Here is a 6,662-nt window from a genome sequence, read left to right on the forward strand (position 1 = left end):
GCGCGGATGGGCCATGCCGAGCTGGTCGCCTGCTGCCGGGCTGCCGGACTGACCATCGTGGAGTGACTGGATGCTTTGTCCCTGCTGCAAGGCGGGTCTCCTGCGCGCCGACAGCGTCACCATGGCCATCCGCCGCGATGGCCAGATGGTGACGCACGTGCAGGTGCCCGCCTGGCGCTGCCGGAACTGCGGCGAGCAGAGCTTTGCCGACGAGGTGATCGAGGAGGCGGTCGCCGCCCTGGAAGAGCACAGCGAGGCGGGCGACGAGATCGTGCTGATCGACGAGGGCAGGGCGGCGGGCTCCGCTTAGTCGGCGCCTGCCGAAACAGTGGCCATTGCACCGAGTGGCATGAGCTTCGGATTGAGTTTGATCGCGTTGGTGATGTTCCAGCGCTTGGGCGAGGTTTTGACGACCGCGTGGTAGATCTGCCCGAACTAATCCCGAGTGAAGTCAGCATCCATGATGACGTCATAGGTTTTAGGTTCCAGACATGCTCATGAAAGCTGTGGCTGGTGTAGCCGCGATCGGCCACCACTCAGCGTGGTCCACCCGGCAGCCGGGCAAGCAGGCCGATTGCCTGTGGTAGCTCATGCGCCTGTTCTGGGGCGGTGCCGAAGGCGACGGCCCGGCCAGCGCCTCCTGCAGTCACACAGGCCTCGGTGCCATCGGGGCTGAAGCCCGATCTCTCGGAGAGATGCCAGCAAAGCTGGCAGGAGCCGCACGAGATCGGCCAAGAGCTTCACCCGTGGTGCGGTCGGCTTCCATGGCTACTGAAGCTGACGGGCGCTAGCCGGCGCCGTGCGCCTTGAACCAGTCGAGCATCCGCTGCCAGCCTTCCTTGGCCGCGGCTTCGTCATAGGAAGGCCGATAATCCGCATGGAAGCCATGGCCGGCCTGGGGAAAGACCACGATCTCCGAGCCGGACCGGCCTTTCGTCAGCGCCGTCCTCATCCGCTCCACCGTGTCCAGAGGGATGCTCTGGTCCTTGCCGCCATAGAGGCCGAGCACCGGAACGGTGAGCTCTCCGGCAATGTCGACCGGCTGGCGTGGCTGAAGTTCGTTCACGTCGCCGACCAGCCGCCCATACCAGGCGACCCCGGCCTTCAGTGCGGGGTTGTGCATCGTGTAGAGCCAGACGATCCGCCCGCCCCAGCAAAAGCCGGTGATGCCTGAACGCTGGACATCCGCCTGACCCGAGGCGGTGGCGAACCTCAAGGTCGCGTCCAGGTCGGCCATCACCTGCGCGTCCGGCACCCTGGCCACCACGTCGCGCAGGATCTGCTGGATGTCGCTCATGGCGGACACGTCGCCCTGCCGGGCATGGAGCGCCGGGGCGATCGCATAATAGCCGGCCTTGGCCAGGCGGCGGCAGACGTCCTTGATGTGCTCGTGGACGCCGAAGATCTCCTGGACCACCAGCACCACCGGGAACGGCCCGGTACCTGCCGGCATCGCCAGGTAGCCCGGGATCTCGCCATCCTGGACCGGGATGCGCACCTCGCCGGCACTCAGTCCCCCGGTGTCGGTAGTGATGGTGGCCGCCGCCACCGGGCTCACCGCGGCGGCGAACCCGGCCGCGAGGCTGGTGACGGCAAAGCCGTGCCGGTCCGGATCCAGCTTCGGTGCCAGGCTGGACCGATCGGGCTGGAAGCCCTGCATGTCCATCTCTCCCTCGAGAAACAGAACGATCACCACGGAGCTGTAGCACGCGCCTGGATGTCCGCAATGGCGGGCCTGGCCGGCCCCGGCTCAGCGCAGTGTATAGCCGCCGTCCACCACCATCTCCTCGCCGGTGGTGAAGGTCGAGGCGTCCGAAGCGAGGTAGACGGTGGCGGCCCCCAGTTCCTCGACCGTGCCGAACCGGTTCTGCACGGACGGGCCGATCCAGTGCTGCTTCACCATCTCGCCGTGCTTCTCGATGATGGGATCGACCAGTTCGGTGTGGATGTAGCCCGGTACCAGCACGTTGACCCGGATGTTGTGCGGCGCCCATTCGACCGCGAGGCACTTGGTCAGCAGGTGCACGCCGGCCTTGGCGGCGTTGTAGTGTGCCTGCTTCTGCGGGAAGTTGACGATCTTCGCCGAGAGCGAGCCGACATTCACGATCACGCCGCGCTTCTGCCGGATCATCCGCCGCCCGACCGCCTGGCAGCACAGGAACACCGAGGTGAGGTTCATGCGGATCATCCGCTCCCACTCGACCTCGGTCATGTCCTCGGCAGCCGCGTTGTGCGCGATGCCGGCATTGTTGATCAGGATGTCGATCTCGCCGAAGCGCCGCTCCGCTTCCTCGGCCATGCGCTGCACGTCGGTGCTGACGCTGACATCGGCCTGCTGGACATAGGAGCCGGTGCGGCCCATGGCCTGCACCTCGGCCAGCACCTGCTCGGCCCGGTCCTTCGCCTTCTCGTAGATGATCGCGACGTCCGCACCCGCCTCCGCCAGCGCCAGCACGATGCCGCGGCCGATGCCGCGGCCGCCGCCGGTCACGATCGCCTTCTTCCCGTCGAGCCTGAAACGGTCGAGAACCGTCTTGCCGGTGCTGGCCATGGATACGGCACCTCCCCTCGTGATTGTTGCGGCCGCATCTTGGCGGCGCTTTGCATCCCAGGCGAGCCCGAAGCGCGGCCCGCGACGGAGCCTCTGACGCCTGAGGCCGTTGGGAAGGCGATCCCCGAGGCGGAGACCCCATTTGTTCGAATGGACGACCGGGCTCATCGAGCAGAGCGGCTATGCCGGCATCGCCTTCATGATGCTCCTGGAGAACCTGTTCCCGCCGATCCCGTCGGAACTGATCATGCCGATGGCCGGCTACATGGCAGGCCAGGGCCGGCTGAGCCTGATCGGCGTGGTCCTCGCTGGCTGCGTGGGTTCGGTGCTGGGCGCCCTGTTCTGGTACTATGTCGGCCGCTGGGTCGGCCTCGAACGGCTCAAGCGCTGGGCTGGCGCGCATGGCCGCTGGCTGACGATCAGCCCGGACGAGGTCGACCAGGCCAAGCACTGGTTCGATCATTATGCCGGAATCTCGGTGTTCATCGGCCGGCTGATCCCGGCGATCCGCACCCTCATCTCGGTCCCGGCCGGCATCGGCGGCATGAACCTCGTGGCCTTTCTCGCCTGGTCGAGCGCCGGCACCGTGCTGTGGACCACGTTCCTGGCTGGCGCCGGCTATGTCCTGGGCAGCCGGTTCGACCAGGTCGAGGCCTGGCTCAACCCGGTGTCGAACGTGGTGATCGCGGCACTGGTGCTGATCTATGCTTGGCGGGTGATCACGTTCAAGCAGCCGGACACGCGCTAGAGCATGGCCTGGACGAGTGCCCGCATACCCGAGCCGCGGGGCTTCCTGGCCAGGCTCGGCCGCTATGAGTTCGTGCTGCTGGGCTCGCTGTGCGCCATCGCCGCGATCCTGCTGCTGTTCGGCCTGGTCACCGAGGAGGCCCTGGAGGGCGATGCCTCGGCGTTCGACCGGGACATCCTCCTGGCGCTGCGCAACCCGGCCGACCTCGCCGACCCGATCGGGCCCGCCTGGCTCGAGCGGGCCGCTTCCGACATCACCGCACTGGGTGGCGTGCCCGTGCTGGCCCTGGTCACGCTGGTCGCGGCCGGCTTCCTCCTGATCATCCGGCGCCAGGCGATCGCACTCCTGGTGCTCCTCTCGGCGGCCGGCGGCACGGCGGTCTCGTTCGGGCTGAAGCTGTTCTTCGCCCGGGTGCGCCCGGACCTGGTGCCGCATCAGGTCGACGTGTTCACCTCCAGCTTCCCCAGCAGCCATGCGATGATGTCGGCGATGATCTACCTGACGCTCGGCGCGCTGCTGGCGCGGGTGCAGAAGCAGCGCCGGATCAAGGCCTACATCATGATGGTGTCGGTGCTGCTGGCCGTCCTGATCGGCGCCAGCCGGGTCTATCTGGGCGTCCACTGGCCCACCGACGTGCTGGCGGGCTGGATGGTGGGCTCCGCCTGGGCGATGCTGTGCGGCACGGCGGCCTGGTGGCTGCATCGCCGTGGCCACGATGCCGATGGGCAGGCACCGGACTGAAAGCAACGGATCCTCCGCAAGCGATCCAGATCACTGGTCGCACTCGGCCGGCTCATGGCATTGTCCGCCGCATGATTTCTCGGGAAGCCGACATGCATGGCCGGAAGGCGGAATTTTCGGGCCTGCCCAGGCGTGGCCTGGTGGCGGGCGTGCTGGCGGTTGCCGCCGTAGGGGCGGATCGTGCCCAGGCACAGGCGGCAGGAGTCGGCCATGTGCAGAGCCTGCGCGGCGAAGCCTTCGCCCAGAGCGGCCGGGTCCGCCGTCCGCTAGCCGTCCAGGCACCGCTCTACCTGGGCGACCTCGTACTGACCGGTGCGGATGCCCGGCTGCGCCTGCGGCTCGGCCGCCGCACTACTCTGGCGCTCGGTGCCAATGCCCGGCTGCGGATCGACCGGTTCGCCCTGGCGAGCGAGGCCGGCAATTATGAGCTGCAGGCCGGTCCCTTGCTGCTGGAGCATGACGAGAACGGGCCCAGCATCGGGTCCACCGTGCAGAGCCCCTATGCCCTGATCGCGGTGCGCGGCACCCGGTTCTTCGCCGGCCCCAGCAACGACGTGTTCGGCGTGTTCGTCGCCACCGGCCGCGTTTCCGTGCAGGCGGCTGGACAGAGCGTGCTGCTCGACCCGGGCGAGGGCACCAACATCCCCAGGCCTGGCGATCCGCCGAGCCCGGCCGCCCCATGGGGTGCCGCCCGCATCCAGGCTGCGCTCGCCAGCGTCGAATGACCGGGGCCGCTGCTGTCCCAATGCATGGCTCATGACCGACCGGACGCCGGCGCTGGCGGGCCTGCTCTGTGCCCTGATCCTCGCTCTCGTGCAGGCACTGGCCCCACCGGTCTGGCGAGTCCGGGCACTGGACCTGCTCCAGTTCGTCATGGGCCCGCTGGAAACCGGCGCAGGCCGTCCGGAGCCGGCCTTCGCGGTCACCGTGGTCGACATCGACCGCGCCTCCCTGGAGGCGATCGGCCCCTGGCCCTGGCCGCGCGCGACGATGGCGCGGCTGGTGGCGGCGGTGGCTGAAGCAGGGCCAGCATCGATCGGGATCGACATCCTGTTCGCCGAGCCGGACCAACGCTCGCCCGCGGCCCTGGCCCGCCAGCTCGCGGCGGCAGCGCAGGACCCGGCACTGGCCGAACTCGCCCTGCGGCTGCCGGATGGTGACCTCCTGCTGGCGGATGCCGTGGAATCTTCGGCGACCGTATTGGGCTTCGTGCTCGATCCGGATGGCAGCGATGATCTGCCGGGTCCGCCCTTTCTGGTGGCCGGCCAACCGGATTTGAAGGGGCTCTGGCAGAGCGATGGCGGGACGGGGCCGGCACCGGTCCTGGCGGCAGCCGCGTCGGGACTGGGTGCCCTGTCGCTGCCGGGCGACGCCGACGGCAGGGTGCGCCGCGTGCCGCTGCTGGTGGCTGCCGGTCCGGCGGTGCTGCCGGGGCTCGCCCTGGAGACGCTGCGCCTGGCCTATGGCTCGGGCGCCTACCGTCTCCTGGCCCGGCCGGACGGCGTGCTCCGCCTGGAGGTTGGTGACCGCGAGCTGCCGCTGCCCGCCGACGGCTTCCTCCGCCTCGGGCCGCAGGCCGGACCCCAGCCGCGCTGGCTGTCCGCCCGGGCCGTGCTGGCCGGCAACACGGATGGGCTGCAGGAGGCAATCGTGCTGATCGGCAGCTCCGCCCCCGAATCGGGCGGCCTGCGGGCCACGGCGTTCGAGCCGCTGAGCCCCTCGATCGGCATCCATGCGCAGGCGATCCAGCAACTCATGCAAGGGCGCGTGTTGCTGGATGCTCCGCTCGCCCGCTGGCTGGAGCCAGCTGCCGGACTGATGCTGGCCGGGCTCGTGATCCTGGCAGCGCTGCGGCTGGGGCCGATGCCGGGCCTGGTCCTGCTGATCGCCTTCGGACTCGCCTGGTTCGCTGCAGCGGGTGGGCTGCTGCACTGGGCGGGCCGGCTGCTCGACCCGGCGGGGCCGGTGCTGGTGGCGGCCGCGGCCTTCGCTGTCACCGCGTTGGGCGCACTCTCCCTGACCCGCCGGCGCGAGCTCCATCTGCGCGAGAGCTTCGGCCGTCGCCTGCATCCGGCGGTGGTCGAGCGCCTGGCACGCAGCCCTGAGCGGCTGAAGCTCGCGGGCGAGCGGCGCGAGGTGACGGTGCTGGCGACCGACCTTGAGGACTTCACTGCGCTGACCCGCCGCCTGGCGCCGGCCGACCTGATCGCGCTGCTCGACCGCTACCTGGAAGGCATCGTCCGGATCGTGGTCGACCATGGCGGCATGATCGACAAGCTGGTGGGCGATGCGGTCCACGCAATCTTCAACGCGCCCCTGGACCTGCCGGACCATCCCCGGCGCGCGCTAGCGGCGGCAACCGCCATCCTGGCCTGGACCGAGCGCTTCCGCGCGGAACCGGCTGCCCAGGCCGTGGGTTTCGGCCGGAACCGGATCGGCCTGGAAAGCGGGATCGTGGTGGTGGGCGATGTCGGGCTCGGCACACGGCTGGACTACACCGCCTATGGCGAGGCCATGAACTTGGCGGTCCGGCTGGAAGGGCAGAACAAGTTGCTCGCCACCTCGATCCTGATCGGTCCGGCCGCGGCGGCGGCTCTGGGGCCGGACCGGCTGCGGCCGCTG

The 6,662-nt window shown here is 69.4% G+C and carries 7 protein-coding genes; 5 read left to right on the plus strand and 2 right to left on the minus strand.

Features of this window, described 5'->3' with window-relative positions; all coding sequences use genetic code 11:
- Positions 1-70 precede the first annotated feature (70 nt).
- Positions 71-310: a YgiT-type zinc finger protein gene (locus VNS22_RS17020; RefSeq protein WP_325734490.1), complete on the plus strand. Its 240-nt coding sequence runs from the start codon at positions 71-73 to the stop codon at positions 308-310.
- A gap of 477 nt (positions 311-787) precedes the next feature.
- Here the strand turns inward: VNS22_RS17020 and VNS22_RS17030 are convergent, their stop codons facing one another.
- Both VNS22_RS17030 and VNS22_RS17035 read right to left on the minus strand, forming a co-directional pair.
- Positions 788-1,660 (minus strand): dienelactone hydrolase family protein, encoded by an 873-nt coding sequence (locus VNS22_RS17030; RefSeq protein WP_325734492.1) that lies wholly within the window; start codon positions 1,658-1,660, stop codon positions 788-790.
- Positions 1,661-1,750: 90 nt separating this feature from the next.
- On the minus strand, positions 1,751-2,551 hold the full coding sequence (locus VNS22_RS17035; protein WP_325734494.1) for a glucose 1-dehydrogenase: 801 nt from the start codon (positions 2,549-2,551) through the stop codon (positions 1,751-1,753).
- Positions 2,552-2,693: 142 nt separating this feature from the next.
- On the opposite strand from VNS22_RS17035, the gene VNS22_RS17040 reads away from it, so the two are divergent.
- From VNS22_RS17040 to VNS22_RS17055, 4 genes are all read left to right on the plus strand, one after another.
- A complete protein-coding gene (locus VNS22_RS17040; RefSeq protein ID WP_325734496.1) occupies positions 2,694-3,299 on the plus strand; it encodes a DedA family protein in 606 nt (201 codons plus the stop codon).
- A 3-nt stretch (positions 3,300-3,302) separates the two neighbouring features.
- Entirely contained in the window at positions 3,303-4,040 is a 738-nt protein-coding gene (locus VNS22_RS17045; protein ID WP_325734498.1) for a phosphatase PAP2 family protein, read from the plus strand.
- 92 nt (positions 4,041-4,132) lie between these two features.
- Positions 4,133-4,765 carry a FecR domain-containing protein gene (locus VNS22_RS17050; protein ID WP_325734500.1) on the plus strand — a complete coding sequence of 211 codons (633 nt, stop codon included), beginning with the start codon at positions 4,133-4,135 and terminating at the stop codon, positions 4,763-4,765.
- Between the two features lie 31 nt (positions 4,766-4,796).
- A partial coding sequence (locus tag VNS22_RS17055) for an adenylate/guanylate cyclase domain-containing protein (protein ID WP_325734502.1) occupies positions 4,797-6,662 on the plus strand: 1,866 nt, incomplete at its 3' end.

It is taken from the genome of Geminicoccus sp. (assembly GCF_035556675.1).
Classification (GTDB): Bacteria; Pseudomonadota; Alphaproteobacteria; order Geminicoccales; family Geminicoccaceae; genus Geminicoccus.

Excerpts from the sequence above, each read along its gene's own strand:
- VNS22_RS17020 (WP_325734490.1), top strand. The coding sequence starts at position 71 with ATGCTTTGTCCCTGCTGCAAGGCGGGTCTCCTGCGCGCCGACAGCGTC.
- VNS22_RS17030 (WP_325734492.1), bottom strand. The coding sequence starts at position 1,660 with ATGCAGGGCTTCCAGCCCGATCGGTCCAGCCTGGCACCGAAGCTGGAT.
- VNS22_RS17035 (WP_325734494.1), bottom strand. The coding sequence starts at position 2,551 with ATGGCCAGCACCGGCAAGACGGTTCTCGACCGTTTCAGGCTCGACGGG.
- VNS22_RS17045 (WP_325734498.1), top strand. The coding sequence starts at position 3,303 with ATGGCCTGGACGAGTGCCCGCATACCCGAGCCGCGGGGCTTCCTGGCC.
- VNS22_RS17050 (WP_325734500.1), top strand. The coding sequence starts at position 4,133 with ATGCATGGCCGGAAGGCGGAATTTTCGGGCCTGCCCAGGCGTGGCCTG.